The sequence below is a fragment of the Bradyrhizobium paxllaeri genome (assembly GCF_001693515.2).
Taxonomy (GTDB): Bacteria; Pseudomonadota; Alphaproteobacteria; order Rhizobiales; family Xanthobacteraceae; genus Bradyrhizobium; species Bradyrhizobium paxllaeri.
In genome coordinates, this window is record NZ_CP042968.1 from 7,352,818 (window position 1) to 7,378,759 (window position 25,942).

Annotated in this window: 25 protein-coding genes, 1 other RNA gene and 1 pseudogene; 15 read left to right on the forward strand and 12 right to left on the reverse strand. The window is 63.5% G+C overall.

The features are described 5' to 3' along the window. Positions 1-14 precede the first annotated feature (14 nt). The 3 genes from LMTR21_RS35200 to ssrS all read right to left on the reverse strand — a co-directional run bounded on the left by LMTR21_RS35200 (position 15) and on the right by ssrS (position 1,742). The gene (locus tag LMTR21_RS35200; RefSeq protein ID WP_065752088.1) at positions 15-836 is read right to left on the reverse strand and encodes a TIGR00282 family metallophosphoesterase; all 822 of its coding nucleotides are present in this window, start codon (positions 834-836) and stop codon (positions 15-17) included. A gap of 3 nt (positions 837-839) precedes the next feature. Beyond that, positions 840-1,415, reverse strand: a complete 576-nt coding sequence (locus LMTR21_RS35205; RefSeq protein WP_065752089.1) for a 5-formyltetrahydrofolate cyclo-ligase — start codon at positions 1,413-1,415, stop codon at positions 840-842. A 166-nt stretch (positions 1,416-1,581) separates the two neighbouring features. After that, a non-coding RNA gene (gene ssrS / locus LMTR21_RS35210) (6S RNA) lies at positions 1,582-1,742 on the reverse strand. Between the two features lie 178 nt (positions 1,743-1,920). Here ssrS and LMTR21_RS35215 point away from each other — a divergent pair. Next, positions 1,921-2,316, forward strand: coding sequence for an endonuclease domain-containing protein (locus tag LMTR21_RS35215; RefSeq protein WP_065752284.1), 396 nt, complete (start codon positions 1,921-1,923; stop codon positions 2,314-2,316). 62 nt (positions 2,317-2,378) lie between these two features. On the opposite strand, the gene LMTR21_RS35220 is transcribed toward LMTR21_RS35215, so the two are convergent. Then, a complete protein-coding gene (locus LMTR21_RS35220) occupies positions 2,379-2,762 on the reverse strand; it encodes a cell division protein ZapA (RefSeq protein WP_057863148.1) in 384 nt (127 codons plus the stop codon). Further along, entirely contained in the window at positions 2,759-3,079 is a 321-nt protein-coding gene (locus LMTR21_RS35225) for a DUF4164 domain-containing protein (RefSeq protein ID WP_065752090.1), read from the reverse strand. Before LMTR21_RS35225 ends, LMTR21_RS35220 begins: the two co-directional genes overlap by 4 nt. Positions 3,080-3,456: 377 nt before the next feature. Here LMTR21_RS35225 and tkt point away from each other — a divergent pair, with 377 nt between their 5' ends. The 12 genes from tkt (at position 3,457) to LMTR21_RS35285 (ending at position 15,291) form a co-directional block, all read left to right on the forward strand. Next, complete coding sequence (gene tkt, locus LMTR21_RS35230; RefSeq protein WP_065752091.1) at positions 3,457-5,442, forward strand: transketolase; 1,986 nt, start codon at positions 3,457-3,459, stop codon at positions 5,440-5,442. Between the two features lie 140 nt (positions 5,443-5,582). Beyond that, a complete protein-coding gene (gap, locus tag LMTR21_RS35235; RefSeq protein ID WP_065752092.1) occupies positions 5,583-6,590 on the forward strand; it encodes a type I glyceraldehyde-3-phosphate dehydrogenase in 1,008 nt (335 codons plus the stop codon). A 119-nt stretch (positions 6,591-6,709) separates the two neighbouring features. Further along, on the forward strand, positions 6,710-7,906 hold the full coding sequence (locus tag LMTR21_RS35240; protein ID WP_065752285.1) for a phosphoglycerate kinase: 1,197 nt from the start codon (positions 6,710-6,712) through the stop codon (positions 7,904-7,906). 50 nt (positions 7,907-7,956) lie between these two features. Then, complete coding sequence (fba, locus tag LMTR21_RS35245) at positions 7,957-9,024, forward strand: class II fructose-bisphosphate aldolase (protein ID WP_057863153.1); 1,068 nt, start codon at positions 7,957-7,959, stop codon at positions 9,022-9,024. Positions 9,025-9,163: 139 nt separating this feature from the next. Continuing rightward, the gene (locus LMTR21_RS35250; RefSeq protein ID WP_065752286.1) at positions 9,164-10,189 is read left to right on the forward strand and encodes a class I fructose-bisphosphate aldolase; all 1,026 of its coding nucleotides are present in this window, start codon (positions 9,164-9,166) and stop codon (positions 10,187-10,189) included. A 2-nt stretch (positions 10,190-10,191) separates the two neighbouring features. Continuing rightward, a complete protein-coding gene (locus LMTR21_RS35255; protein WP_065752093.1) occupies positions 10,192-10,887 on the forward strand; it encodes a thiamine phosphate synthase in 696 nt (231 codons plus the stop codon). Between the two features lie 8 nt (positions 10,888-10,895). After that, the gene (locus LMTR21_RS35260) at positions 10,896-12,002 is read left to right on the forward strand and encodes a tetratricopeptide repeat protein (RefSeq protein WP_065752094.1); all 1,107 of its coding nucleotides are present in this window, start codon (positions 10,896-10,898) and stop codon (positions 12,000-12,002) included. Positions 12,003-12,091: 89 nt separating this feature from the next. Further along, a complete protein-coding gene (locus LMTR21_RS35265) occupies positions 12,092-12,886 on the forward strand; it encodes an inositol monophosphatase family protein (RefSeq protein WP_065752095.1) in 795 nt (264 codons plus the stop codon). Positions 12,887-13,123: 237 nt separating this feature from the next. Beyond that, positions 13,124-13,435 carry an ArsR/SmtB family transcription factor gene (locus LMTR21_RS35270; protein ID WP_065752287.1) on the forward strand — a complete coding sequence of 104 codons (312 nt, stop codon included), beginning with the start codon at positions 13,124-13,126 and terminating at the stop codon, positions 13,433-13,435. 2 nt (positions 13,436-13,437) lie between these two features. Beyond that, positions 13,438-13,923, forward strand: a complete 486-nt coding sequence (locus LMTR21_RS35275; RefSeq protein ID WP_065752096.1) for an SRPBCC family protein — start codon at positions 13,438-13,440, stop codon at positions 13,921-13,923. Between the two features lie 39 nt (positions 13,924-13,962). Continuing rightward, positions 13,963-14,373 carry an MAPEG family protein gene (locus LMTR21_RS35280; protein WP_065752097.1) on the forward strand — a complete coding sequence of 137 codons (411 nt, stop codon included), beginning with the start codon at positions 13,963-13,965 and terminating at the stop codon, positions 14,371-14,373. 294 nt (positions 14,374-14,667) lie between these two features. Further along, complete coding sequence (locus tag LMTR21_RS35285; RefSeq protein ID WP_187399264.1) at positions 14,668-15,291, forward strand: class I SAM-dependent methyltransferase; 624 nt, start codon at positions 14,668-14,670, stop codon at positions 15,289-15,291. 17 nt (positions 15,292-15,308) lie between these two features. Here LMTR21_RS35285 and LMTR21_RS35290 read toward each other — a convergent pair whose 3' ends face one another. From LMTR21_RS35290 to LMTR21_RS35305, 4 genes are read right to left on the reverse strand one after another with little or no spacing between them, the layout of a single operon-like run. Then, positions 15,309-16,442, reverse strand: a complete 1,134-nt coding sequence (locus LMTR21_RS35290) for a cysteine desulfurase family protein (RefSeq protein WP_246174842.1) — start codon at positions 16,440-16,442, stop codon at positions 15,309-15,311. After that, on the reverse strand, positions 16,439-16,825 hold the full coding sequence (locus tag LMTR21_RS40465; protein ID WP_187399265.1) for a GFA family protein: 387 nt from the start codon (positions 16,823-16,825) through the stop codon (positions 16,439-16,441). Before LMTR21_RS40465 ends, LMTR21_RS35290 begins: the two co-directional genes overlap by 4 nt. Further along, positions 16,822-18,081 (reverse strand): MFS transporter, encoded by a 1,260-nt coding sequence (locus LMTR21_RS35300; RefSeq protein WP_065752101.1) that lies wholly within the window; start codon positions 18,079-18,081, stop codon positions 16,822-16,824. Before LMTR21_RS35300 ends, LMTR21_RS40465 begins: the two co-directional genes overlap by 4 nt. A gap of 4 nt (positions 18,082-18,085) precedes the next feature. Continuing rightward, positions 18,086-18,826: an MBL fold metallo-hydrolase gene (locus LMTR21_RS35305; RefSeq protein ID WP_065752102.1), complete on the reverse strand. Its 741-nt coding sequence runs from the start codon at positions 18,824-18,826 to the stop codon at positions 18,086-18,088. Positions 18,827-18,899: 73 nt separating this feature from the next. On the opposite strand from LMTR21_RS35305, the gene LMTR21_RS35310 reads away from it, so the two are divergent. Continuing rightward, positions 18,900-19,568 (forward strand): ArsR/SmtB family transcription factor, encoded by a 669-nt coding sequence (locus LMTR21_RS35310; protein ID WP_065752103.1) that lies wholly within the window; start codon positions 18,900-18,902, stop codon positions 19,566-19,568. A 21-nt stretch (positions 19,569-19,589) separates the two neighbouring features. Beyond that, positions 19,590-20,414 (forward strand): nucleoside phosphorylase, encoded by an 825-nt coding sequence (locus tag LMTR21_RS35315; RefSeq protein WP_065752104.1) that lies wholly within the window; start codon positions 19,590-19,592, stop codon positions 20,412-20,414. A gap of 238 nt (positions 20,415-20,652) precedes the next feature. Here LMTR21_RS35315 and LMTR21_RS35320 read toward each other — a convergent pair whose 3' ends face one another. The 3 genes and pseudogenes from LMTR21_RS35320 to LMTR21_RS35330 form a co-directional block, all read right to left on the reverse strand. Continuing rightward, positions 20,653-23,808: a multidrug efflux RND transporter permease subunit gene (locus LMTR21_RS35320; protein WP_065752105.1), complete on the reverse strand. Its 3,156-nt coding sequence runs from the start codon at positions 23,806-23,808 to the stop codon at positions 20,653-20,655. Between the two features lie 9 nt (positions 23,809-23,817). After that, positions 23,818-25,026, reverse strand: a complete 1,209-nt coding sequence (locus tag LMTR21_RS35325; protein ID WP_141688221.1) for an efflux RND transporter periplasmic adaptor subunit — start codon at positions 25,024-25,026, stop codon at positions 23,818-23,820. Between the two features lie 307 nt (positions 25,027-25,333). Then, a pseudogene (locus tag LMTR21_RS35330) lies at positions 25,334-25,614 on the reverse strand (hypothetical protein); the annotation flags it as partial. Between the last annotated feature and the right edge of the window lie 328 nt (positions 25,615-25,942).

The window sequence follows — 25,942 nt, forward strand, 5'->3', positions numbered from 1 at the left end:
GCGTTCGAATCGTCTCACGCCCAGAACGCCGGCACGGCCGGCTCGAGCCTGCCGCCGGCCCGCACCGGCGCGACGCGCAGCGCAAGCCCGGTGGCATCATCGGTTTCGACCGCGACACCGCTGAGTGTCGCGACGCCTGCCGCCGGTTCGAAGCGGGCTGATGGAATGCCCGTCGTGAAGCGCCGCAGCGGCTCCTCCTTCTGCATGCCGATGACCGAGTCGTAGTCGCCAGTCATGCCCGCGTCGGTCATGTAGGCGGTGCCGCCGGTGAGGATCTGGTGATCGGCGGTCGGCACATGGGTGTGGGTGCCGACGACGAGGCTGGCGCGGCCGTCGCAGAAATAGCCGATGCCTTGTTTCTCGCTGGTCGCCTCGCCATGGAAATCGACCACGATCGCGTCCGCCGCCTCGCCGAGCGGACAGGCCTCGAGCTCACGATTGAGGATTTGAAACGGATCGTCGAACGGCGTCATGAAGACGCGGCCGATGGCGTTGACGACGAGCGCCCGCTTGCCGTTCTTGGTATCGACCAGCGCCGCGCCGCGGCCCGGCGTGCCCTTTGGAAAGTTCGCGGGCCGGACCAGCTTCGGCGCGCGCTCGATGAACACCAGCGCCTCGCGCTGATCCCAGGCGTGATTGCCGAGCGTGATGGCATCCGCGCCGGCATCGAGCAGTTCCTGATAGATCGCCTCGGTGATGCCGAAGCCGCCGGCGGAATTCTCGCCATTGACGACGACGAGATCGAGCGCCCAGTCTCTGATCATGCCGGGAAGATGTTCCGCGATCGCGGTACGGCCGGCGCGACCGACCACGTCGCCTACGAAAAGAATACGCAAAGTTCAGCTCCGGAAATCGAACACTTTCTTTTCCGTTAGCACATAATCCAGCGCCACGTCGTGCGGCAGCGCGGGAACGATTTTTATTTCCTGCACGGAAAAAGCGATGCCGATCGCCGTGATCGCCTTGGCTTTTCGCAAATGCGCCAGTGTGAAGTCATAATGTCCCGCGCCATAGCCGATACGGTGGCCAGCGCGGTCGAACGCCGCCAGCGGCACCAGCATGATGTCGGGAATGAGCTCTTCCGCCGCGGGTGACGGTTCGAGGATGCCGAGCGGACCCAGCATCAGGCGGTCGTCGGGCGACCACGCGCGAAATGCCAGCGATTTTCCGCGTGACAGAACCGCCGGCAGCGCGAGCTTGGCGCCCTGCTCGGCGAGCTTGCGCATCAGCGGCGCCGGATCGATCTCGCTGCGGATCGGCGAATATCCTGACACCACGTGGCCCGGCTCGATCCCGAACGGCAGGCCGCGCTTGGCCATTGCCTGCGCCGCGGCCGTGCGTTGCTCGTCGCTCAACGCATCGCGCTTGGCGAGCGCGGCTGCGCGGAGATCGGCCTTGGAGAGGGTTGTCGTCATGCATGCTGCTCTTCGCCGTCATCACCCCGCGAATGCGGGTGATCCAGTATTCCAGAGACTTCAGTGATTCAACCGAGACGCCGCGGCGTACTGGATACCCCGCATGCGCGGGCTATGACGGAACGTGCGCGGGCAGGACAAAGTCACAAGCAAGAACAAACAAGAGCGCGAGGCCGCGAACGCCGTTGAAGCACTCGATCCCGGAGTTCCCTACGAAAGTAGGTGGGCACCATATGTCCGGATCCACGGACCCGGCCAGGGACAGTTCCCTAAAGGATCGATAAGGCCCCGGGGATATATGGCTCCTGACGCACGACGCAGCTTCGCAGGAACCAATGTAAGCGTTACGGGCCGAATGCGCCAGCGGCAAAGACCGCCACCTGCACTCACCCTTAGATTGCGTTCAACTTCACCTTCCCCTGGAGGGGGAGGGTCGTTGCAACGGCGATGCGCAGCATCGTCGATGCGAGCGGGGTGGGGTGATCTATCCGCGAGCGAGATCGAAATGGTTTCAACAGCTATCCGCCGCGCAGCAGCCAAAAGGCTGCGGGCGAATACAACGCCGCATGAGCGCATGCTCTGGCGGGCGCTGAAAGAGCTGCCGATGGAGGGCACGCATTTCCGGCGTCAGGCGCCGATCGGACCTTATGTCGTGGACTTCTTCTGTCCAGCGAAGCGTCTGGTCATCGAACTCGATGGTGGACATCACAACGAGGATGCGATCGCCGAGCGCGATCGCCAAAGGCAAGCTTGGCTGGAGCAGGAAGGATACCGAGTTGTCCGTTTCTGGAATTCGGATGTTAGCGCTGATCTCGATGCGGTGATGGAGAAGATTTACGTGGAGGTACACGGAGCGTTAGACGCTGAAGCGCTACCACTCAAACACCACCGACGACGATAGACTGTCACCCCGCCCCGCCGCTGCGCGGCGACCCGCCCCCTCAAGGGGCGGGTGAAGAAAAATCATCCAATGGCGACGCCGTTGCCGATGGTGCGGTTGATTACCTGCGTGGTTTTTTCGATGCGGTCGGCGGCAGCGTTCAGCGCGTTGGCGACGGCGACCTGGGTGGCTTTGGCGCGGTCGGCGGCGGCGGTGCGAACGTTGCGCAGGGTTTCGAGTTCGCCCTCCAGCGCGCGAATGCGCGCATTGGCATCGACCAGTTCGTCGCACACGGTGAGCGCCGCCATCACCGTCAGCCGCGCATCGCCGATCTCGCCGAACTTGCCGCGCAACTCTCCGACCCGCGATTCCAGGCTCTCGGCGAGTTTGAGGAGCCGCACTTCCTGCCCTTCCTCGCAGGCCATGCGGTACTGCCGGCCGTTGATGGTGACGTTGATGTGGCTCATTCATCCTCTCCGGCGTCGAGCACCGCGCGGATGGTGCCGATCGCGGCATCCAGTTTTTCGGCTATCTCGCGATTGGTGCGCTCCAGCCGGCGCGTTTTCACCAGCGAGCCATCGAGTTCGTCGGCGAGACGCGAGCGATCAGCGCCGAGCGCCTGGATCCGGCTCGCCAATTCGTTCTCGTCGCGATCGGCATCGCGCCGCCGCTCGGCCGCGGCCTCGAGCGCGTCGAGCGCCAGCATCAGGCGCCGCGTGGCGACATCGATGTCGACTTGGACCGGCTCGGCATTGCCGAGACCGTTAGTGTGACGATCGCTCATGAGAGACTGCGCGCACCTTCGCGTGAGCCCGCCGGACGGCAGCAAAATCCGCGGTTCGGCAAGCGGTTAGAGCCCGAAATTTACGTGGCAAGCGAGGGAATCGCAACGCCCGCGCGAAGCTATGCACCGTTAGATCGGTAGGCCTGTCCACACATGTGGCGCTTTGGTCCGGCACGGTTCTTTTCGGAAAATCCGTACCCGTTGGCCGGACCGTGCCGCAGGCAACTTTTCGCATCGGAAGCGCGTTTCCTCGCCTTGGACTCATGGGTTTGAGGTGCTATCCAGCCCCGACTTTCCCTTAGGTCACGCCCGTATTGCGGCCATTCGGCCGATACGTCCCCACAACCCAAGCACCTCATTTCAGGCGGATTTTCATCATGACGCAGGTCGATCACACCCGTATGGCCAATGCGATTCGCGGGCTTGCCATGGATGCCGTCGAAAAGGCGAAATCTGGCCATCCCGGCTTGCCGATGGGCGCGGCCGACATCGCGACGGTGCTGTTCACACAGTTCCTCAAATTTGACGCAACTGATCCGAACTGGCCGGACCGCGACCGCTTCGTGCTGTCGGCCGGACACGGCTCGATGCTGCTCTATGCCCTGCTCTACCTGACCGGCAACAAGGACATGACGCTCGACCAGATCAGGAATTTCCGCCAGCTCGGCTCCAAGACGCCGGGACACCCGGAGAACTTCGAGACCAGCGGCGTCGAGACCACGACCGGCCCGCTCGGCCAGGGCATCGCCACCGCGGTCGGCATGGCGCTGGCGGAAAAGATGCTGGCCGCCGAGTTCGGCAAGAAGGTGGTGGGACATCACACCTACGTGCTCGCCTCCGACGGCGACCTGATGGAGGGCGTGTCGCAGGAAGCGATCGCGATGGCCGGGCACTGGAAGCTGAACAAGATGATCGTGCTGTATGACGACAACGGCATCTCCATCGACGGCCCGACCTCGCTCGCCGACTCGGTCGACCAGGTGAAGCGTTTCAAGTCCGCCGGCTGGGCGGCAGAGCTGATCGACGGCCAAGATCAGGCGGCGATTGCGGCCGCGATCACCCGCGCGCAAAAATCCAACAAGCCGTCGCTGATCGCCTGCAAGACCACCATCGGTTATGGCGCGCCGACGCGGGCCGGCACGGCGAAAGCCCATGGCGAGGCGCTCGGCGCCGACGAGCTCAAGGGCGCCAAGGAAAAGCTCGGCATTTCGCTGGAGCCGTTCTCGGTGCCTGACGATGTGCTGAAAGCATGGCGCGACGCAGGCAGCCGCGGCGCCGCCGCGCGGCAGGAATGGGAAAGCGTTTTCGCCGAGCTCGGCCCGCGCAAGCGCGCCGAGTTCGAGCGGCGGATGCGGCACGAGCGGCCGGCCGCGCTGTCGAAGGCGCTGCGCGCGCACAAGAAGGCACTACTGGAATCGCCGCAGAATGTCGCCACGCGGAAATCCTCCGAATCCGCGATCGAGGCGATTGCGGCTGCGATGCCGATGGAATTCCTCGCCGGCTCCGCCGACCTCACCGGCTCCAACAACAACAAGGCGAAATCGGCAGTCGCGTTCTCGGCCAAGACGCCGAAGGGCCGCTTCATCCATTACGGCATCCGCGAGCACGGCATGGCCGCGGCGATGAACGGTATCTTCCTGCATGGCGGCTTCGCGCCGAACGGCGCGACCTTCCTGGTATTCACGGACTATGCACGGCCTGCGATGCGGCTCGCGGCGCTGATGGGCGCGGGCGTCGTCTATGTGATGACCCATGATTCCATCGGGCTCGGCGAGGACGGACCGACGCACCAGCCGGTCGAACATCTCGCGGCGCTTCGCGCCATTCCGAACATGCGCGTGTTCCGGCCCTGCGACGCCGTCGAGGTCGCCGAATGCTGGGAGCTCGCACTCAACCGCGTCGACGGTCCGACGGTGCTGGCGCTGACCCGCCAGAACCTGCCGCAACTGCGCACCAGTGCGCCGAACGATAACCCCTGCGCGCATGGCGCCTATGAACTGGTCGCAGCCCAGGGCGAAGCCAAGGTATCGCTGTTCGCCTCGGGCTCCGAGGTCGAGATCGCGGTGGCCGCGCAGAAACAGCTCGCCGAGCGCGGCATCCCGTCGCGGGTGGTTTCGGTGCCCTCGCTGGAGCTCCTGCTGGCGCAGCCAGAGGATCGCCAGCAAGCCATCATCGGCAGTGCTCCGGTCAAAGTCGCCATCGAGGCCGCGGTACGCTGGGGCTGGGATGCCATCATCGGCCATGACGGTGAATTCGTGGGCATGCACGGTTTCGGCGCCAGCGCGCCCGCCAAGGACCTTTTCAAGCACTTCGGAATTACCGCCGAGGCCGTCGTTAACGCTGCCGTGAAGCGCCTGGGGTGACGGTTGAGATTGCTGGGAAAAAGGTCTACCTAGACCCCCATCTTGACCGTTCCCGCCCGGCCGAACCGGGCGTTCCGCCGTAAGCACCTCCGTGGAACATCTCCGCGGGGCCGGCAGCGGCTATTAGAGGAGATACCAGCATGGCAATCCGCGTCGCGATCAACGGATTTGGCCGCATCGGCCGCAACGTGTTGCGGGCGATTGCGGAATCTGGCCGCAAGGATATCGAGGTGGTCGGCATCAACGATCTCGGCCCGGTCGAGACCAACGCCCACCTGCTGCGCTTCGACTCCGTACATGGCCGCTTCCCCGGCACCGTCACTGTCGACGGCGACTCGCTTAGCCTCGGCAATGGCAAGATCAAGGTTTCCGCCGAGCGCGATCCGTCGAAGCTGCCGTGGAAGGCGCTCGGCGTCGACATCGCGCTGGAATGCACCGGCATCTTCACCGCCAAGGACAAGGCCTCCGCGCATCTGACCGCCGGCGCCAAGCGCGTGCTGGTCTCGGCCCCCGCTGACAACGCCGACGCCACCATCGTCTTCGGCGTCAACCATGACACCCTGACCAAGGATCATCTGGTCGTTTCCAACGGCTCCTGCACCACCAACTGCCTGGCGCCGGTCGCCAAGGTTCTGAACGACACGGTGGGCATCGAGACCGGCTTCATGACCACGATCCACGCTTACACCGGCGACCAGCCGACGCTCGACACCCTGCACAAGGATCTCTACCGCGGCCGCGCCGCGGCGATGTCGATGATCCCGACCTCGACGGGTGCGGCGAAGGCGATCGGCCTCGTGCTCCCTGAACTGAAGGGCAAGCTCGACGGCGTCGCGATCCGCGTGCCGACCCCGAACGTCTCGGTCGTCGACCTCAAGATCGTCGCCAAGCGCGCCACCGACGCCAAGGAAATCAACGCGGCGATGAAGCGCGCGTCTGAACAACAGTTGAAGGGCATCCTCGGCTACACCACTGCGCCGAACGTCTCGATCGACTTCAACCACGATCCGCACTCGTCCACGTTCCACGAGGACCAGACCAAGGTGCAGAACGGCACGCTGGTGCGTGTGATGTCCTGGTACGACAACGAATGGGGTTTCTCCAACCGCATGGCCGACACCGCCGTCGCGATGGGGAAGCTGCTGTAAGATTCTAGTATGTCGTCATGCCCGGCCTTGTGCCGGGCATCCACGTCTTGCCCTTCTTTCCATGGAGCGAAGACGTGGATGGCCGGGACAAGCCCGGCCATGACGGAGAAAGCCAACCCATGACAAAATCATTCCGCACCCTCGATGACGTCGACGTGAAGGGCAAGCGCGTGCTGCTGCGCGTCGACCTCAACGTGCCCATGGAAGGCGGTCGCGTCACCGACGCGACGAGGCTTGAGCGCGTCGCGCCGACCATCACCGAAATTTCCGACAAGGGCGGCAAGGTCATCCTGCTCGCCCATTTCGGCCGCCCGAAGGGGCGCGATGCCAAGGATTCGCTCAAGCCCGTCGCTGCGGCGCTGGGCGAGGTCATCAAGAAGCCGGTTGCGTTTGTCGACGACTGCATCGGCGAAGCCGCGGCCAAGGCCGTGGCGGCGATGAAGGACGGCGATATCCTCTGCCTGGAAAACACCCGCTTCCACAAAGAGGAAGAGAAGAACGATCCGGCTTTCGTTGCGGAGCTCGCCAAGCTCGGCGACATCTGGGTCAGCGACGCATTTTCGGCCGCCCACCGCGCCCATGCCACGACCGAAGGTCTCGGCCACAAATTGCCCGCTTATGCCGGCCGCACCATGCAGGCCGAGCTTGACGCGCTCGGCAAGGCGCTGGAGGCGCCGACCAAGCCTGTGATCGCGATCATCGGCGGCGCCAAGGTTTCGACCAAGATCGACCTGTTGGAAAACCTCGTGTCGAAGGTCGACGCGCTTGTGATCGGTGGCGGCATGGCCAACACCTTCCTGCACGCGCAGGGCATCAGCGTCGGAAAATCGCTGGCGGAAAAGGATCTCGCCGCAACCGCGCTGCGCATCATGGAAAAGGCCAGCGCCGCGAACTGCGCCATCATTCTGCCTGTCGATGCCGTGGTCGCCTATCACTTCGCGGCCAATTCGCCCTCGCACGCCTATGGCCTCGATGCCATTCCGGCCGACGGCATGATCCTCGACGTCGGCCCGCAATCGACCGCGCGGATTCATGCCGCCATCGACGACGCCAAGACGCTGGTCTGGAACGGTCCGCTCGGCGCGTTCGAAATGACGCCGTTCGACCGCGGCACGATGGTGGCGGCCAAGCATGCGGCCGAGCGCACCAAGGCGAAGAAACTGATTTCGGTCGCCGGTGGCGGCGACACCGTCGCGGCGCTGAACCAGGCCGGCGTGGCCAACGATTTTTCCTATGTATCGACGGCGGGCGGCGCGTTTCTCGAATGGATGGAAGGCAAACCACTGCCCGGCGTCGAAGTTCTGAAACAGCGTTGAATCCAGACTTAATGGGGCGCCACAGGCGCGGCAAATACAGGAGAATTTGAATGGCTCGCATTACCCTGCGTCAACTGCTCGATCATGCGGCAGAGCACGATTACGGTGTGCCGGCGTTCAACATCAACAACATGGAGCAGGCGCTGGCCATCATGGAGGCCGCCTCCTCGCTCGATGCGCCCGTCATCATCCAGGCTTCGCGTGGCGCGCGCTCCTACGCCAATGACGTCATGCTCAAGCACATGATGGACGCCGTCACTGAAATCTATCCGCAGATCCCGGTCTGCGTGCATCTCGATCACGGCAACGAGCCGGCGACCTGCATGACCGCGATCCAGGCCGGCTTCACTTCCGTGATGATGGACGGCTCGCTGAAGGCCGACGGCAAAACCCCTGGCGACTGGGACTACAATGTCGGCGTGACCAGGACCGTCACCGACATGGCGCATCTCGGCGGCATCTCGGTGGAAGGCGAGCTTGGCGTGCTCGGCTCGCTCGAAACCGGCATGGGCGACAAGGAAGACGGTCACGGCGCCGAAGGAAAACTCTCGCACGACCAACTCCTCACGAACCCGGACGAAGCCGTGAAGTTCGTCAAGGAGACCAAGGTCGACGCGCTGGCGATCGCGATGGGCACCTCGCACGGCGCCTACAAGTTCACCCGCAAGCCTGATGGCGACATCCTCGCCATGAACGTGATCGAGGAGATCCATCGCAAGCTGCCGAACACGCATCTGGTGATGCACGGTTCGTCCTCGGTGCCGCAGGACCTGCAGGAAATCATCAATGCCAATGGCGGCAAGATGAAGCCGACCTGGGGCGTGCCGGTGTCCGAAATCCAGCGCGGCATCAAGAACGGCGTGCGCAAGATCAACATCGACACCGACAACCGCATGGCGATGACCGGTCAGATCCGGAAAGTCCTGAAGGACAATCCGGAAGAGTTCGATCCGCGCAAATATTTGAAGCCGGCGATGGAAGCCATGGCCAAGCTGTGCAAGCAGCGGCTGCAGGAGTTCAATACCGCAGGGCAAGCCAGCAAGATCAAGAAGGTGCTGACGACGGCCGAAATGGCCAAGCGCTACACCAAGGGTGAACTGGATCCCAGGATTGCTTAACAAGATCGCCTGACATGGTCGCCTGAGCCGGCACCCGCGCCCAGCAAACACCCAGGGTGCGACGAACGATTTCTAGGCATTTGCCCGAGAACCGCCTATTTTGGCCAGCAAGGGCATGATGTTTCCGGAGAACGTTCCCATGAATCTTGCTGACCTCAACAAGGTTGCCCTCGCCATGGTCACCCCAGGCAAGGGCATTCTCGCCGCCGACGAATCCTCTGGCACGATCAAGAAGCGTTTCGACGCGATCAAGGTCGAATCGACCGAGGAGAACCGCCGCGACTATCGCGAGATGCTGTTCCGCTCCACCGAGGCGATGAGCAAGTACGTCTCGGGTGTGATCCTCTATGACGAGACCATATGGCAGAATGCCAAGGACGGCACGCCGCTGGTCAAGCTGATCGAGCAGTCCGGCGCCATTCCCGGCATCAAGGTCGACGAAGGCACGCAAGCGCTGCCGCAGTGCCCGGGCGAGCTCGTCACCGTCGGCCTCGACAAGCTCGCCGAGCGCCTGAAAAAATATTACGAACGCGGCGCGCGCTTCGCCAAATGGCGTGCGGTGATCGATATCGGTGCGGGCATTCCCAGCATGACCGCGATCAGCGTCAACGCACATGCGCTGGCGCGCTATGCGGCGCTGTGCCAGGCGGCACAGATCGTGCCGATCGTCGAGCCGGAAGTTTTGATGGACGGCGATCACGACATCGACCGCTGCTATGACGTGACCCAGCGCGTGCTGAACAAGACGTTCCAGGAACTGCGGGTACAGCGCGTCGAACTTGAAGGCATGGTGCTGAAACCCAACATGGCCATCTCGGGCAAGAAGTGCGCGAAGCAGGCTTCCACTGACGAAGTCGCGGAGAAGACCGTGCGCATGCTGAAGGCCTGCGTGCCCGCGGCCGTGCCGGGCATCGCCTTCCTCTCCGGCGGACAATCCGACGAGGAAGCCACCGCGCATCTCGACGCCATGAACCGGATCGGCGGCCTGCCGTGGAAACTCACCTTCTCCTATGGCCGCGCGCTGCAGGCAGCGCCGCAAAAGGCGTGGTCCGGCAAGGCCGAGAACGTCGCCGCGGGCCAGCGCGCGTTCACGCACCGTGCGCGGATGAATGCGCTGGCGAGCAAGGGCGAGTGGGAAACCGGCCTGGAAAAGAAGGTCGCCTAGACTTGGCCGCTAAACCTCCTCCGCCGCGCCCGGCGCCGCGACTCTATCTCGCGACGCCTGAAGTGGACGATCCGTCAGAGCTCGCAAGTCAGCTCCCCGAGCTGCTGGCCGCGGCCGACGTCGCGGCGGTGTTGCTGCGGCTGAAGCAGACCGATCAAAAGACCATGACCTCCCGCGTGAAAGCGCTGGCGCCGGCAATCCAGAATGCCGGCGCGGCGCTGCTGCTCGACGGCCATGTCGAACTGGTGGCGCGCGCTGGCGCCGACGGCGCGCACCTGAACGGCATTGCCGCGCTGGATGATGCTTTCCCGTCGCTGAAGCCGGATCGCATTGCCGGCGTCGGCGGGCTTGCCACGCGGCACGATTCGATGGCCGCGGGCGAAGCGGGCGCCGATTACGTGCTGTTCGGCGAGCCCGATGCCGGGGGACAGCGGCCCTCGATGGAAGCGATTGCCGAGCGGCTGCAATGGTGGGACGAACTGTTCGAACCGCCCTGCGTCGGCTTTGCTGCCTCGCGCGAGGAGGCGTTCGAATTCGCGAGCGCCGGAGCGGACTTTGTGCTGGTCGGTGATTTCATCTGGGCGGACCCGCGCGGCGCCAAGGCAGCGCTGATCGATGCCGCGCAAGCGATCGCGGAAGGTTACGAAGCAACGTTCGGAAAGGCCAACCCCGGCGCCGAGCAGGCCGGGCACGGATAACGCCGGATATGAAACTGCTGCGTCCCATATTGCTGCTTGCCGGCCTCTCGATGACGATGGCCGGCGCCTCCGCGCAGATCTCGCTGACGCCGCCTGCGGCGCAGCCGCCGGCCGCAAGCCCACCGGCTGCGAAAAAGGAAGCGGCCCCCGCGCCCAAGCAAAAGGCCCCGCCGGCCGCCAAGCAGCCTACCGCGTCGCCAAAGCCGGCCGCGGCGCCCAAACCGGCGGCCACGCCGACGCCCTTCCCCTCGCCGGCGGCCACCTTCGAGGACCCGAACGCCGACCTCGTCTATGGCGCCTATCAGCGCGGCCTCTACAAGACCGCGTTCGATCTCGCGACCACGCGCGCGCAATACAACGGCGACCCCAAGGCGATGACGATGCTGGGCGAGCTCTATGCCAACGGGCTCGGCGTCAAGCGCGACTATGCCAAGGCCGCTGAGTGGTACCAGCGCGCGGTGGACGCCGGCGACCGCGAGGCGATGTTCGCGCTCGCCATGATGCGGCTGTCCGGCCGCGGCGGTAACACCAATCGCGAGCAGGCGGTGAAGCTGCTGGCCTCCTCCGCCAAGCTCGGCAACTCCAAGGCGGCCTACAATCTGGCGCTGCTCTATCTCGACGGCAACACGCTGCCGCAGGACGCCAAGCGCGCCGCCGAGTTGCTGCGCGCCGCGGCCGACGCCGGCAACCCGGAAGCGCAATACGCGCTCGCGACCTTCTACAAGGAAGGCACCGGGGTGCCGAAGGACATCGAGAAAGCAGTGCGGCTGCTGCAAGCGGCTTCGCTCGCCGACAATGTCGACGCCGAGGTCGAGTACGCGATCGCGCTGTTCAACGGCACCGGCACGCCGAAGAACCAGCCGGCCGCGGTCGCGCTCTTGCGCAAGGCCGCCCGGCAAAACAGCCCGGTCGCGCAAAACCGGCTGGCCTGGCTGTTGATCTATGGCGTGGGCGCGCCCCTGGACAAGGTCGAGGGCTTCAAATGGCATCTCGTTGCCAAGACGGCCGGCAAGGGTGACCCCAAGCTGGACGAATTGCTTTCCGAGCTCAGCCCCGAGGAACGCGCCAAGGCCGAGGCGGCGGCGCGCAAATGGACCGGCATCACCGGCAAATGACGCCTTGACGGCGGCACATCTGCAGGGCACCCAGTCCCTAAATCCCTGACGGCATTGGGCCGTTCCCTCTCACTCCATAAGCCTGCATCATGCTCTACTCAGCCCTTATCAACGTCATGGTGAAAGCCGCGCGCCGCGCCGGCCGCAGCCTCAAGCGCGACCTCGGCGAGATCGAGCACCTGCAGGTGTCGCTGAAGGGACCGGCGAACTTCGTCACCAAGGCCGACAAGCGCGCCGAGGAAATGCTGTACGAGGACCTCGCCAAGGCGCGCCCGGGCTATGGTTTCATCGGCGAGGAAGGCGGCACGCGCGAGGGCGCCGACAAGACCCACACCTGGATCGTCGACCCGCTCGACGGCACCACCAACTTCCTGCACGGCATCCCGCAATTCGCGATCTCGATCGGCCTCGCGCGCGAGGGCACGATCATCGCCGGCGTGATCTACAATCCCGCCAATGATGAGCTCTATATCGCCGAGCGCGGCAAGGGTGCGTTCCTCAACGACCAGCGGCTGCGCGTCGCCGGCCGCCGCCAGCTCGACGAATGCGTCATCGCCTGCGGCCTGCCGCATATCGGCCGCGGCGACCATCAACTGGCGCTGAAGGAAATGGCCGTGCTGCAAAACAAGGTTGCCGGCTTCCGCCGCTTCGGCGCCGCCTCCCTCGACCTCGCCTTCGTCGCCGCCGGCCGCCTCGACGGCTACTGGGAACGCAATTTGTCGCCGTGGGATATCGCGGCCGGGCAGATCATGGTGCGGGAAGCCGGCGGGACGATTTCAGACATCGGCGGCAAGGACGATGCGCTGAAGACCGGACATGTGGTGTGCGGCAATGAATTCGTGCACGGGGAGCTGGTGAGGATATTGGGGCCGCTGGACAGGTAGGGCGCCGGTTCCAGGCCACGCGCCGTCGTCTCGGCGCTCCCAACCAAAATATTGAAAACAACCCCACGCACAGTAGCCGACGCTCGGTCCATGCCGGCGCACTGGGCATGCCGCGATTTGACGCAACCATTAGCGCGTGCTAATCATTAGTAATGACTAATGATACTCCGAGAACGCGATGTCGTGACCGAATTGAAAGGTCCCGTTGGCACTGCCAGCTTCGGACGTCACCCACCCATGGCTAAAGACAGCGTGCAGTTGGCCGCTCTGGGCGATTCCACTCGCAGACGAATTTTCGAGCTGGTGGGCGCGCGGCCTCGCACTGTCGCTGAACTCACTCGAGAGCTGACGGTCTCGCAGTCAGCCGTCTCCCAGCATCTGAAGGTGCTGCGCGAATCTCGCTTGGTTCGTGCCGAGCCAAAGGGGGCCAGCAACATTTATCACATCGATCCAGCGGGGCTCGGCCAGATGCGCGCCTGGCTTGACCGGTTCTGGAGCAGCACACTGGCAGCCTACAAAGTAGCCGTCGAAAAATCAGTGGAGGACTAGCAATGAGCATACGTGTATCGGCCGCGCCCATCAAACAATCTATCGTGGTTGAGGCGCCTATCGAGCGCGCGTTCAAGGTCTTCACCGAAGACTTCGGCAGCTTCAAGCCACGTGAGCACAATCTGCTCTCCGTCCCCATCGCAGAGACCGTGTTCGAGCCCCAGGTCGGCGGTCACGTTTATGATCGAGGTGTCGATGGCAGCGAATGCCGCTGGGCGCGTGTGTTGGCTTTCGAGCCGCCAAATCGCGTGCTTCTAAGCTGGGACATCAGCCCGCGCTGGCAAATCGAAACCGATCCCGACAAGACGAGTGAATGGGAGGTGCGGTTCATCGCCGAGACGCCAAGCCGGACTCGGTTGGAGCTTGAGCACCGTCACCTCGAACGTCATGGCCAAGGTTGGGAAGGCGTGCGTGAAGGCGTTGAGGGCGATCAGGGTTGGCCGCTCTATCTGAAACGGTTCGCCGAGCGGATTGCCCGCGAGGCATGATGCTCGCGTATCCCATGCGACGTGATTGCGGAGGTCCGTATGGCAGCCTACTGGCTTAGCGTTGTCGGAGTGCTTGTCCTTTGCCTCCTGTCAATTTTGCTGGCGATCTATTCAGGATCGTCCAAAGGCAGGGCCGGGGCACTCTCCGGACCTGTCCTTCCAGCGGATGACGACAATCTGCTGTACCGGATCGATCGTGTTCACATGAACGCGGTGGAGGCGCTGACGCCTTTCGTCGTCCCGGCTGTACTGGCTATGATGGTGGGGGTAAGACCCGCCACGCTTGCGACGCTGGTATGGATCCATATCGCAATTCGCCTGATCCATCTTGCGGTCTATTTGCGCGGTGGCAACGCCGCCAAAGGCGGCAGCATCAGAACCATTCTTTATGTTTCAGGTGCGCTCGTAACTATCATTCTCATTGTAGTGACCACCGTGGCGGCCATCTAAAAACGTATCATTGGGCCGCTGACGACGGCGATAATTTCGGCATTTCGCCCTTAGCGGACCCGAAAGGCGGTCGCGCCGGATCGTAGCTTTTGCCGCCAACCGGAATGGCTGCGACGCAGAAAGGCCGTTTCAAATAGAATGTGAAGGCTGCCGGCTTGATGCGCGTCGCCCTGGTCCAACCCTTTGATGTGTGTTGACGTTTTCGAAAATGGCCAGCCCACGTTTCATTTTCGGCGAGCAATTTCTGATGAATTGCAGCACCCTGCTGCGGGCCTGCGAGCCTCAGGAGTAGGAATGCGTCGTCCTCAATTCATTTCAGAACATGCTCGTAACGCGCGGGGCATCTTGGGCCGGCTGATCGCGTTCATCATGGCTCGGGAAACCTGGAGCGAGAACATGCGCGCCATGGAAGCGCTCGGCATAGGACAGACCGACCAGGTCCTCGACGTTGGATGCGGTCATGGGCGCAGTCTGATGGAAATAGCTGCGCGAGCCCCTCGGGGGCGGAGTGTCGGCATAGACCCCTCCGAGTTGATGGCAGAGATCGCGGCCAAACGAAACCGAACGCTCATCGAAGCCGGTCGCATCGATGTGGTTCTTTCGAGTGTGGAATCGTTGCCTTTCCCCGATGACATGTTCGACAAGGCGCTATGCGTCCACGTGCTTTATTTTTGGAAGGACGTCGAAATGTCGCTGCGCGAGATCGAGCGCGTGCTGAAGCCGGGTGGCCGCCTTGCATTGTTGTTCCGCACGAACGCCGACCAGAAGGCCATCGCGTCGTTTCCGGCAGAAATCTACAGCTTTCCGAGACTGGCCGACGTACGGACAGTGCTCGAGCGAGCGGGCATGGAGGTCCGTGTTGCAGGGGATGGCGCGAACGAGCCTGCCCTTCTGTTGGCGACGAAACGATCTGCCTGACTGGCGGCCGGTCGCAATCAGGACAACGCAATCGTGCCCAGACGCGCCACGACGGCGTCGATCTCGTCAGCTGTGGTGTACCTTCCCAGGCTGAAGCGGATCGCTCCCATTCCGATCCGTTCTGGCACGCGCATCGCCGCGAGAACGGGCGAGAGCTCGATCTGCCCCGAATGGCACGCCGAACCCGTCGATGCCGCCACATTGCGCAACTGGCCCAAAATGTCCGCGCCGATCCTGCCGACGAATGACACGTTGAGAGTGTTCGGCAAACGATGCGTGGGATGGCCGTTGAGCGCGACGCCTTCGTTGAACCTGTCTTGCAGCGCCCTCCACAGGCGATCGCGCAGGGCCTCTACGTGCCTCATTGGCGCAAGGTCAGCCGCTAGTGCACAGGCAGTCCCAAGCCCGACCGCCAGCAGGGCGCTCTCGGTCCCGGCGCGTCGGCCCGATTCATGACCCGCGCCGTGGATCAACGGCTCAAGCTCAAGGCCTCGCCTGATATACAGCGCGCCGACGCCCTTTGGAGCGTAGAGCTTATGACCGGCGATTGTCAGCATATCGACACCGAGCTCATTCACCTTGGTCGGAATTTTTCCGACCGATTGGGCTGCATCAGTATGAAAACGGATTCCGTGCTGACGAGCGGCCGCGGCGACCTCAGCAATCGGCTGTATGGTACCGACTTCGTTGTTGGCGTGCATGATGCTGATCAGTACCGTCTCCGGAGTAATGGCGCGTCGCACGTCCTTTGGATCGATCAAGCCTGTCCCATCCACCGGAACGTACGTGACAGAAGCACCGAACCGTTCGAGAAACCGGCAGGGCGCAAGAACGGCGGGATGCTCGATGGCCGAGGTGATGATGTGCGTCTCTGGGCGGTTCGGCGCGAAGAATGTGCCCTCGATTGCCAGATTGTTTGCTTCACTGCCACCGCTGGTGAATACGATCTCGTCGGGTGCAGCACCGAGGAGTGCGGCGACTTGGCTGCGAGCCCGATCCAGCGCGGCCTTCGCCGGCGCGCTGGCCCAATGCCCGCTGGACGGATTGCCGAACGCGTCTTCCAAAAATGGCTGCATCGCCTCCGCCACGGCTGGATCAACCGGTGTGCTCGCGTTGTAATCGAGATAGATCGGCCGCATCGTCGCAGTCATTTGCCTGGCTCGTTGTGGTTAAGCTGCAGCCAGGGCAATTGCTCGTTCGCAAAGAAATGCCTCCCCGGTTGGAGTTCCGCCGCCCGGTCGAAGGCGCCGACGTGATAGTGCGTCTCCGCCGGAAAATGCACGGTAGCGCAGGTCAGGGTCGAGCCGCAGCGGGCACAGAAGCCGCGCGTCGTTCCCGGCGATGATTTGAACGTCGTGATGACGCCTTCGATCACTGTGACGGAGTCGTTCTCGAACCCAACGAATACGCTGACTGGGGCTCCGGAATGGCGACGGCAGCTACTGCAGTGACACCAGAAGACCCCCTTTGGCCGGCCACGTGCTTCGAAACGCACCGCGCCGCAGAGGCAACGTCCTGAATAGGTTTCGCTCACGGTCGCGCTCCAGGTCTGCTCTCCATGGCGACGGCGACGACTACGCCGGACAGAAAGGTCAGCGCGCCGATCATTCCGATCGCCCAGACCATGCCAAGCAGGTCGGCGATCAGGCCCGCCGCCAGCGCGCCGATCGCGTAACCGAGATCGCGCCAGAAGCGGTAGACGCTGAGCGAGCGTGCGCGCCAGCTTGGATGCGAAGCGTCGGACACCGCAGCGATCAAGCTCGGGTACACCATGGCCGTGCCAAGTCCGAGAAGCAGGCTGGCGGCCAGCCACCATTCGAAATGGCTTGTTGCCGCGGTCAGGAATAGACCCGCAGCCTGCACCCACATGCCGGCCACGATCAATCCCTTGCGTCCCCAACGGTCGGAAAGAGGGCCCGTGGCGATCTGCAGGATGCCCCAGGTGGCCGGATAGACGGCCTTCAATATACCGATTCGATCGACATGCAGCCCGAACGAGGCGAAGAACAGCGGGAAGATTCCCCAGCTCATTCCGTCGTTGAGATTGTTGACGAGTCCGGCCTGTGACGCTGCAAACAGATTGCGATCCCTGATCGAGGTGAGAAGAAATATCTCGCGGAAGCTGATCGGAACTGATTGCTGCGTATGGGCGGCCGTTTCCAGTCGAACATGCTCGCGCGTATCGTTCACCAGTAAGATCGAGAGCGCCGTGCCAAGAACCGCATAGGCAACGCCCAGGTAGATCGGCGCCGGCCGCAGGCCGTATTTCGAAGCGAGGTACCCAGTGAGGAAAGCGGTCACGCCCACCGCAAGATAGCCGGCGAACTCGTTTAGGCCCACGGCAAGTCCCCGCGACTTCGGCCCGACGAGATCGATTTTCATGATCACCGTCATCGACCAGGCAAGACCCTGGTTGATGCCGAGAAGAGCATTTGCTGCGATGACCCATTCCCAGCTCGGCGCCCACATGATCATGAACGGTACCGGCAGGCCGACGAGCCAGCCGAGGATCAGAACACGTTTACGTCCCCAGGCGTCGGCGAGCTGGCCGGAGACCAAGTTAGCGCACGCCTTCACGACGCCGAAGCTGACGATGAAGGAAACGACGAGCGTCGTCGAACTGATCTTGAACTCCTCGGAGCCGATCAGCGGCACGACTGTTCGCTCGATTCCAACCATGCCGCCGACGAAGGCGTTGATCAGGACAAGCAAGGCGAACTGCGGCCAATTCTCTTTCAGCCCCAGTCGGACAGACGAGGCAGTCTGTGGACTGGTTACAGCTTCGGTCATGAGATCAGGCCGCGGCCGCCGCCGTGCCTGAGTTTGCTGCCCTGATCCGCGCGGCCTCCGGCGGTGCCGGCGGAATCTCGGCGACCATGAACTGGACAAACTCGGATTCATCCTCGATCGTGAACGCCTGATTGTGCCGCTTCTCGAAGCCAATTGCGGACGAGGGCTTGCCGCTCAGGCGGCGACCGCAGACCGAACCCGCGTAGGCGCCCGGCAGCACCTCGACGTAGTCAGGAAGCTCCTTCAGCCTACTCACGCTTCGGAACAATTGCCTGGCGCCTTCCTCCGCGCTCACGGCAAGTTCGGTGCGGCCGAGATCGCCGACCATGAGCGTGTGACCGGTGAAGACGAACCAGGGCTCGTTGGCGCGCGTTCGATCCGTCACAAGGACGCAGATGTGCTCGGGCGTGTGGCCGGGCGTGTGCAGCACGGTGGCGGAGACGTTGCCTAGCGGAAGTACATCGCCGTCGCGCACGGCTTTGTAGGGAAACGATACGCCAGCCTCGGCCGAGAGCACGTACTCGGCCCCCGTTGCGGCTGCGAGCGCCCGGCCCGCTGACAGGTGATCGGCATGGACATGGGTGTCGATGACGAAGTGGATTCGCATGCCGGCATTGTCGGCGGCCTGCAGATAGGGCTGAATATCGCCGATCGGATCAACAACCGCCCCCGCGGCTTTGCCGCCGCAGCCGAAAAGGTAGGAGATACCGACTGGATCGCTATGCAAGAACTGGCGGAGAATCATGGACTTGCACTCCCTTGTGAGAGACGCTAGATACATTCAATCAATCTGCTGAATGATATATTGAAGGTGCGCCGTGTCAAGCTCGGGACCGAAACAGGCGATTTATGAGAATCTTGCCCAGGTGGCGCAGGCGCTCGGCCATGCTCACCGGCTTGAACTCCTGGAGCACCTTGCGCAGGGGATACGTACCGTCGAGGAGCTGTCGGCTCGGGCACATCTGACGTTCGCCAACACGTCGCGGCACCTACAGATCCTGCGGCGCGCGCGCCTCGTCGAGACCGAGCGTCGCGGCAAACATATTCTCTATCGTCTCGCCGGCGATGCCGAAGTGACCACGCTAATCAAAGCGCTGGGGCGCGTCGGCGAACGAAATGTTGCCGAGATCGGCCGCTTGGTCACCGATTATTTTCACGCCCGTGACGCGCTTGAGCCTGTATCGCGTGATGACCTGGTCGCGCGATTGCGGGACGATCTGGTGACGGTCCTCGACGTGCGACCCGAAGATGAGTTCGCCCTGGGCCATCTCCCGGGCGCGCTCAATATTCCTCTGGCCGAACTGGAAAGGCGTTTCGGCGAACTGTCAAAATGCCGTGAGGTGATTGCTTATTGTCGCGGGCCCTATTGCGTTCTTTCATTCGAAGCCGTGTCAGCCCTGAGGGCGCGTGGCTATCGCGTTCGCCGTCTTGAGGACGGTTACCCCGAATGGAAAGCCGCCGGCCTGCCGGTCGAATCCGTGGCTTGAGACAGGTCGATCAGGTGCACCATGGATGATAAGCCTCATCGCGCGGAACCCGCGTGGCCGATTGTCGCCGTCAAGGATCACAAGGCGCCCTCGGTATTCCGGCCTGAATCCCTGTTGAGGGAGGCGCGCCGGCAGAGGCAGTTGCCACTCCTCAACGTGCCCGAAATCTGCGTGCTCGATCCGGACGGTGACGTTGTCCGCCACCTCAAGCGGACCGGCGCTGGCCGCATCCATGAAGGTTGGGCCTGCTATCACACCGAGCTTCTTGTCTTCGATCTCGACGGCATCGGCGAGATCGGTATCGTCGGTTGCGCGGTCGGGGCACCCTTCGCCGTCCTGGTCGCCGAGCAGCTCTTCGCGTCGGGCTGCCGGTTGCTCGTCAGCATCACCTCGGCGGGCCAGATCAATCCCATCGGACCGACACCCTATTTCGTCCTGATCGACCGCGCGCTGCGCGACGAGGGGACGAGTTATCACTACCTTCCTGGCTCGACTTTCGCTGTAGCACCCGACATGTCGCTTCTCGATCGCGTCGAGCGGGCGGGCCGATCACTGCCGGAGAAGTTGCATCGCGGTTCGACCTGGACAACGGATGCCCCCTATCGGGAAACCGAAGCGGCGATCGTGCGGGCGCGCGATCTAGGAACGCTTGCGGTCGAGATGGAAGCCGCCGCTCTTTATGCCTTTAGCGCTACGAGTGGCCATTCCCTCGTCTGCTTTGCGCATGTCACAAACTCGATGGCGCAAACGGAGGGCGATTTTGAGAAGGGTGAGGCTGACGGCGCCAAGGCAACCCTTGCTGTCGTCGCAGCAGCCGCGCGCGGCTGGCGAAGTTATGAGCCATGACCGGTTATGGCCCTTACCTGGCGGCCGGGCGAGATCAAGAAGCAAGGGTAGTTTGCTGGGTCGGATAGGCGGTTGTTCGCGAACTCCCGCTTGTGGCCCATAGCGTCGTTTCGTTGCTCTGCAGCAGCATGTCGGCTGCCGGCGGACTCTGGTGCGGCGTCAGCTCGCCAAATTCATGAGTTCAAGGACTGGATGCATCGGCCGCGTCCGCGCTAACGGGCACGAAGCTTGACAGCGTCTACGACTTCACCGGCGCCGGCGGTCCGGCCACCTCAGCGCCCGCCGCCTCCTCCACCTTCTCCCGATCCCCCGCCAGCACGCGCTGCACGCTGACGAAGAACACCGGCACCATCAACAGCGCCAGGATCACCACGGCGATCATGCCGCCCATCACGCTGGTGCCGAGCGCCTGCTGGCTGGCGCCGCCGGCGCCGGTGGCAATCGCCATCGGCAGCACGCCGCAGACGAAGGCGAGACCCGTCATCAGGATCGGGCGGAAGCGCAATGAACAGGCCTCGATCGTCGCCTCGATCAACGGCTTGCCTTGTGCGCGCAGATCCTTGGCGAATTCGATGATGAGGATGGCGTCTTTGGCCGCGAGGCCGATGATGGTGATCAGACCGACGGTGAAATAGACGTCGTTCGGCAGGCCGCGCATCATGGCTGCAATCACCGCGCCGCAGATGCCGAGCGGCACCGTGAGCAGCACGGCCAGCGGGATGGTCCAGCTTTCATAGAGCGCGGCAAGCAGCAGGAACACCACCAGCACCGAGAGGCCGAGCAGGAACGGCGCCTGCGAGCCCGACAGTTTTTCCTGCAATGATTGCCCGGTCCATTCGAAACCGAAGCCACGCGGCAGCCTGCCCGCGAGCCGCTCCATCTCCGCGATGGCATCGCCGGACGTGAAGCCGGGCTTGGCTTCGCCCGAGATACGCACGGCGGGATAATAGTTGAAGCCCGCGATCTGGGTCGGCCCCTTCGACCACTGCACGGTGGCGAAGGCGGAGAACGGCACCAGCTGGCCGCGGCTGTTCTTGACATTGTAATTGAGGATGTCGTCGGCGTTCATGCGGCTGGTGCGATCGGCCTGCACGATGACGCGCTGCATGCGCCCGCGGTTCGGGAAGTCGTTGATGTAGTTCGAGCCGAGGTTGGTCGAGATAGTCTGGTTGATGTCCTCGAAGGTGACGCCGAACGCGCCGGCCTTTTCGCGGTCGATCATCAGATTGACCTGCGGCGCCGGCGGCAGGCCCTCGACATAGACCTTCTGCAGCACGCGGCTGGCATTGGCGTCCGCGATCAGCCGATCGGCGGCGGCGACCAGCGCCGGATAACCCTTCTGCCCGCGGTCCTGCAGGCGGAACGAGAAGCCCGAGGAATTGCCGAGATTGTCGATCGGCGGCGGCTGCAGCGCCGAGATCTTGGCGTCGCGGATCGACGACAGGTCGCGGTTGATGTCGGCGACGATGGCGGCGGCGGAATCCTTCTTGCCACGCTCCGACCAGTCCTTCAGCGAGATGAAGGCCTGCGCCGTGTTCATGCCCTGGCCGAGGAAGCTGAAGCCGGTGAGGAACGTGACGTCCTCGACGCCAGCGCGCTCGCGCAGGTATTTCTCGACCTGCTCGACCGCAGCTTCCGTGCGGGCATAGGAGGAGTCCGACGGCGTCTGCACGTCGGTGGTGATGAAGCCCTGGTCGTCGACCGGCAGGAAGCCGCCGGGCAGCCGGACGAAGGCCCAGCCGAGCCCGATCAGCAGCGCGGCGTAGATCAGCATCAGCCGCCCGGTGCGCTTCAGCGAACCCTTCACGGTACGCGTATAGCCGCCACGGCTGCTCTCCAGCACGCGGTTGAACCAGCCGAACACGCCCTTGCTGGCGTGGCCGTGACCGGCCTCGACCGGCTTCAGCAGCGTCGCGCACAAAGCGGGCGTCAGCGACAGCGCCATCAGCGCCGAGAAGGCGATGGCCGAGACCATGGTGACCGAGAACTGGCGGTAGATGATGCCGACCGAGCCCGGGAAGAACGCCATCGGCACGAACACGGCCATCAGCACCAGCGTGATGCCGATGATGGCGCTCGTGATCTGCGACATCGCCTTGCGGGTGGCTTCCTTCGGCGGCAGGCCCTCCTCCGCCATGATGCGCTCGACGTTCTCGACCACGACGATGGCGTCGTCGACGAGGATGCCGACCGCCAGCACCATGCCGAACATGGTCAGCATGTTGATCGAATAGCCGGCCGCCATCAGCATCGCACAGGTGCCGAGCAGCGCCACCGGCACCACGATGGTCGGAATGATGGTGTAGCGGATGTTCTGCAGGAACAGGAACATCACGATGAACACCAGCACCACCGCTTCGATCAGCGTCATCAGCACCTTGTTGATCGAGGCCTTGACGACGGGGGTGATGTTGTAGGGGATTTCGTAGCCGATATTCGCAGGAAAGAACTTCGACAGTTCCCTCATCTTGGCTTCGACGGCGCTGGCGGTCGCGAGCGCATTGCCGGTCGGCGACAGCAGCACCGAGAGACCCGCGGTCGGCTTGCCGTTGAGGCGCGTGTTGAACTGGTAGCTCAAGCCGCCGATCTCGATGCGCGCGACGTCGCGCAGCCGCACCGTCGATCCGTCGGCATTGGCGCGCAGCGTGATCGCGCCAAATTCGTCCGGCGAAGAAAGCTGGCCCTTGACCAGCACCAGCGCGGAAATCTTCTGTTCCGGCGTGCTCGGCTCGGCACCGACGCTGCCCGAAGCCACCTGTGCGTTCTGCGCTGTTATCGCCTTGTTGACGTCCTCGGCGGTGAGGCCGTAGCCGACGAGTTTGGCGGGATCGACCCAGATCCTCAGCGAACGCTCCGTCGAATAGAGCGTGGCGCGGCCGACGCCGGGAATGCGCCTGATCTCGCCGAGCACGTTGCGGATCATGAAATCGCCGAGGCCGATTTCGTCGAGCGAGCCGTCGGTCGAATTCAGCGTGATGATCTGCAGCACGGCGGAGGAGGCTTCCTCGACCAGGATGCCCTGCTGGATCACCGCGCGCGGCAGCCGCGCCTCGACGCGCTTGAGGCGGTTCTGCACTTCGACCGAGGCCGCGCCGGTTTCGGTGCCGGGCACGAAGTTGGCGATGATTTCGACCTGCCCGAGCGAGTCGGAGGTGGATTCGAAATTGAGGATGCCGTTGGCGCCGTTGAGTTCCTCCTCGATCAGCCGCGTGACGCTGTTGTAGAGGTTTTCCGGCGACGCGCCGGGATAGCTGGTCGAGATCGAGATCGAGGGCGGCGCGATGATCGGATATTGCGCGACCGCCAGCAGCGGGATCGAGATTGCGCCAACCAGGCAGATGAAAAGCGCAACGACCCAGGCGAAGATTGGCCTGTCAATGAAGAAGCTAGGCATCTATCGATCTCAGCGTGACGTGTGCGTCGCCAGTGAGCCCGATACTGCACCAACCGAGGCATCCGCATCGATCCACGACGTCGCCTTGACCTTGTCGCCCGGCACGAACTTCTGGAACCCGTCGACGATGACGCGGTCGCCATCCTTCAGGCCCTCGCTGATCAGCCAGACACCATCCTGTGCGGGGCCGGTGCGGACCGCCTGTGTCGCCACGCGGCCGTCGTCCTTGACCACGAAGACTTCGCTGCCGCCGCCGGCATCGCGCTGGATCGCCTGCTGCGGCACGGCGATCGCGTCGGAATCGATACCCTGCTCGATCAGCACACGGACATACATGCCCGGCAGCAATTCACGATTTGGATTCGGGAACTGTCCGCGCAGCGTAACCTGCCCGGTATAGGCATCCACCTTGGCTTCGGAAAACAGCAGTTTGCCGGCGATCGGATAAACGGTTCCGTCGTCGAGCACGAGGCGGACCTTGGCCACGTCGGGCGCGATGCGATCGAGATCGCCGGCTTCGAGCGCGCGGCGCAGCTTGTTCATCTCCGAGACCGACTGGGTGAAGTCGGCGTAGATCGGATCGAGTTGCTGGATCGTGGCGAGACTGGTGGTCTCGTTCTGCACCACCAGCGCGCCTTCGCTCACCAGGGCCGCACCGACGACGCCGCTGATCGGCGCGCGGATCGTCGCGTAGTCCAGATTGAGCTTGGCGCGCGCGACTTCGGCCCGGCGGCTGCCGACCTCGGCCTCCGCCTGACGCTGGGCCGCGATGGCCTTTTCATTCTCGGCCTCGGGCGCAGCGCGCTGGCTCGTCAGCGTGGCAATTCGCTTCGCATGTTGCGTGGCCAGATCGAGCGCGGCATCGGCCTTGTCGAGTGCCGCCTCGCTTGCCTGCAATTCGACTTCGAACGGCTTGGGATCGATGCGATAGAGCGGATCTCCGGCCTTCACCTCGGTGCCCTGCTGGAACAGCCGCTCGACCACGATGCCCGAGACGCGCGCGCGCACTTCGGAGACGCGGGTCGGCGCGATACGGCCAGGCAATTCGCGGATGATGGCCCGCGACTGCGGGCGCACGGTAAAGGTTCCCACTTCAGGCTCGACAGCAGCTACGGGCGCCGCCGCGACGGCGGTCGGCTCCTTGCAGCCAGCCAACAGCGGCGCCATCGCAGCCAACATCAAAACGATGCATGCCGATTGCGTTCGAAGTCCGGACATTGAAAGCATTGCCCCAGTTCAGGTTGGAAGGCGCGAATTGAGCATTCGCGACATTTTCGTAAGAGGTATTGAACTCACGGTTGATGGAATACAGGATAGGGGCCACCTATTGCGATGCAATACGCAATCGCGGCGGCCCAATGTCACATAACGCTATCGCCTTGAATTATCGCCGATTTTCTCAGACTCACTGGATTGTGAGCCGGGTTCCATCACTGCATTTGCGTGGGAACATGTCGTTTGGTTGCACGCGATTGCACCAGATAACGAAGCACGAGCCGTTAGGCATGATTCGGTTAATCACTGCCTAACTGGCCGCGTTCATCCGGTACTGGCTGACGCCCCACTCGCTGCCGCCTGCGCCAGCGCCGCATCCACCGCGCGGTGTCGCCGCCATAGACCTTGCGAAGCACGCGCTCGACCTCGTCGCGATCGAACAGATAGGCGCCGGAGCGGTGGGTGAAGATGTGCAGGAAGAAGCGGCCGTCGGGCTTCAGCCATGCGCAGGAATTCGAGGATCGACTGGCCGTCGGCGAGATCAGCATGCTCCACCGTCTGGCGCAGCGCCTCTTCCTCGGCCTCCCGCAAAGGCCGGCGGTGGGTCGCGGGAAGAACGGGCCGGTTACGCAACTGGCAGTCGCGACGGCGCCACGGCCGGACAGCGGACGGGTGGCCAGCCCGGCCGGGGTTGCCGGTTCGCTGTTGCACCACCCAGGGCGCCCGCCATCGGCGCTGAAAGCAATGCAGCAATGGCAGCCAGCGCCTCAGGATATTCAGGATATAAGGCCGTCATGAAAAATCCCGGTTGGACATCGAACAGTTCCAAAATACGCTGATGTCAAAGCCGTGTTTCGGGACGAGGTTCCACCATCATGTGCCCGAAATCTCGGCTTCCAGCTTTTTTCTCCGGCCCACT

Coding starts and splice junctions, on each gene's coding strand:
- LMTR21_RS35325 (WP_141688221.1), bottom strand. CDS start 25,026: ATGTCCGGACTTCGAACGCAATCGGCATGCATCGTTTTGATGTTGGCT.
- LMTR21_RS35315 (WP_065752104.1), top strand. CDS start 19,590: ATGGATGATAAGCCTCATCGCGCGGAACCCGCGTGGCCGATTGTCGCC.
- LMTR21_RS35220 (WP_057863148.1), bottom strand. CDS start 2,762: ATGAGCCACATCAACGTCACCATCAACGGCCGGCAGTACCGCATGGCC.
- LMTR21_RS35240 (WP_065752285.1), top strand. CDS start 6,710: ATGACAAAATCATTCCGCACCCTCGATGACGTCGACGTGAAGGGCAAG.
- LMTR21_RS35225 (WP_065752090.1), bottom strand. CDS start 3,079: ATGAGCGATCGTCACACTAACGGTCTCGGCAATGCCGAGCCGGTCCAA.
- LMTR21_RS35215 (WP_065752284.1), top strand. CDS start 1,921: ATGGTTTCAACAGCTATCCGCCGCGCAGCAGCCAAAAGGCTGCGGGCG.
- LMTR21_RS35285 (WP_187399264.1), top strand. CDS start 14,668: ATGCGTCGTCCTCAATTCATTTCAGAACATGCTCGTAACGCGCGGGGC.
- LMTR21_RS35280 (WP_065752097.1), top strand. CDS start 13,963: ATGGCAGCCTACTGGCTTAGCGTTGTCGGAGTGCTTGTCCTTTGCCTC.
- LMTR21_RS35300 (WP_065752101.1), bottom strand. CDS start 18,081: ATGACCGAAGCTGTAACCAGTCCACAGACTGCCTCGTCTGTCCGACTG.
- fba (WP_057863153.1), top strand. CDS start 7,957: ATGGCTCGCATTACCCTGCGTCAACTGCTCGATCATGCGGCAGAGCAC.
- LMTR21_RS35265 (WP_065752095.1), top strand. CDS start 12,092: ATGCTCTACTCAGCCCTTATCAACGTCATGGTGAAAGCCGCGCGCCGC.
- gap (WP_065752092.1), top strand. CDS start 5,583: ATGGCAATCCGCGTCGCGATCAACGGATTTGGCCGCATCGGCCGCAAC.
- LMTR21_RS35290 (WP_246174842.1), bottom strand. CDS start 16,442: ATGACTGCGACGATGCGGCCGATCTATCTCGATTACAACGCGAGCACA.
- LMTR21_RS35205 (WP_065752089.1), bottom strand. CDS start 1,415: ATGACGACAACCCTCTCCAAGGCCGATCTCCGCGCAGCCGCGCTCGCC.
- LMTR21_RS35320 (WP_065752105.1), bottom strand. CDS start 23,808: ATGCCTAGCTTCTTCATTGACAGGCCAATCTTCGCCTGGGTCGTTGCG.
- tkt (WP_065752091.1), top strand. CDS start 3,457: ATGACGCAGGTCGATCACACCCGTATGGCCAATGCGATTCGCGGGCTT.
- LMTR21_RS35270 (WP_065752287.1), top strand. CDS start 13,124: ATGGCTAAAGACAGCGTGCAGTTGGCCGCTCTGGGCGATTCCACTCGC.
- LMTR21_RS35305 (WP_065752102.1), bottom strand. CDS start 18,826: ATGATTCTCCGCCAGTTCTTGCATAGCGATCCAGTCGGTATCTCCTAC.
- LMTR21_RS35250 (WP_065752286.1), top strand. CDS start 9,164: ATGAATCTTGCTGACCTCAACAAGGTTGCCCTCGCCATGGTCACCCCA.
- LMTR21_RS35260 (WP_065752094.1), top strand. CDS start 10,896: ATGAAACTGCTGCGTCCCATATTGCTGCTTGCCGGCCTCTCGATGACG.
- LMTR21_RS35275 (WP_065752096.1), top strand. CDS start 13,438: ATGAGCATACGTGTATCGGCCGCGCCCATCAAACAATCTATCGTGGTT.